General features: G+C 44.4%; 2 protein-coding genes. One reads left to right on the top strand and one right to left on the bottom strand.

Annotated elements, in window-relative coordinates:
- Positions 1-337, bottom strand: a 337-nt coding sequence (locus tag ACP45E_RS03995) for an anaerobic C4-dicarboxylate transporter family protein (protein ID WP_277815677.1), incomplete at its 3' end; no start/stop codon positions are given.
- Positions 338-777: 440 nt separating this feature from the next.
- On the opposite strand from ACP45E_RS03995, the gene ACP45E_RS04000 reads away from it, so the two are divergent.
- Positions 778-1,268, top strand: a 491-nt coding sequence (locus ACP45E_RS04000) for a substrate-binding periplasmic protein (protein ID WP_141707216.1), incomplete at its 3' end; no start/stop codon positions are given.

Raw genomic sequence — 1,268 nt, forward strand, 5'->3', positions numbered from 1 at the left:
ACCGCTCTTCCGATCTATGGCCAGTACCCAATAAGAAGGTCATTGAGTAGGTAACGAAAGGCGCGATCAGCGTGACACGTTTAGGGTTCTTTCTTAGCAGGCGCTCCGCGACTTGAAGCATATACTTTAAACCGCCTGCGGCTTCTAATATGGAAGCACAAGTAACAACGGCTAAAATAATCAGCATTACGGTGACTGGTGGGGAGCTCGGCGGCATCTTAAAAACAAAGACCTCGACGACAAGGCCAATACCCGATACGACCCCAAGCCCAATCCCGCCGAAGCGAGAGCCTACATAGAGCACCAGTAACAAGAACAAGAATTCTAAATACAGCATATCAGTTACCCATTATTAGTTGTGGTTATGAGTATTGTGAGGGCTATTCAGAGAGAAATATGGTGAGTAGTTCACACAACACCTATTGCTAAATATTGAAAGCTAAATGTTTGATTTAAATCGCGATATCTTTATGGCTAAGTAACAACATTGCTGTTTTTCTGTAACGTAAGCGTTACGTAAGTGGACGTTTTGGTTAATGAATAAATAAGAGAGGTTGTTTACTTTGAATCAGTGCCTGATTGATCTTGCTGAGGTGATGTGGAACGAAAAAATCTCAGCTCAATATGGTCAGCTTTTCGGTTTCGCTTTACTACTTATCTTCATGGCTTAGCTTCAATGTTTAAACAACAAAAAAGCATAAGTCTGGGTTTACACCTAGACGCTTATTTGATCCTCGACTAACGTTTATGAGGAAGCGTTTAAAATTAGAGGCGATGATGAACAACCCTTATAGATTTTTGTCGACATCCCTGTTATCACTTTTGCTGACTTCGACAGTTCAAGCCCACAGCCAAAGCGACAACGTTGGCCGGGCTTTGTACTTGACCGAAGAGTACCCGCCTGCAAACTTTATCCTTGATGGACAGTTAACGGGTTCTTCTGTTGACGTCTTGCATGCTGCCGCTAAAGCGGTCGGGGAGGAAATAGGCAGTAATCGCATTGTGTTGCAAGCATGGTCTGATGCTTATCGAACGGCGCTGACGACACCAAACACGGCTGTTTTCTCTACGACGCGAACCGAACATCGAGAAGACTTGTTTCTGTGGGTAGGCCCAATCTCTAAAGTTAAAGTCGTGGTAATGGCAAAACGGGGTAGGGGCATAGAGGTTGATAACCCATTAGACATGGCGAAATATAGGATTGGCGTGGTTGAAGATGATATTGGTGAGCAATTGCTGCTTGACCTCGGGATTCCGAGAGCCGCTAT

Source organism: Vibrio genomosp. F10 str. 9ZD137 (genome assembly GCF_049974785.1).
Lineage (GTDB): Bacteria > Pseudomonadota > Gammaproteobacteria > Enterobacterales > Vibrionaceae > Vibrio.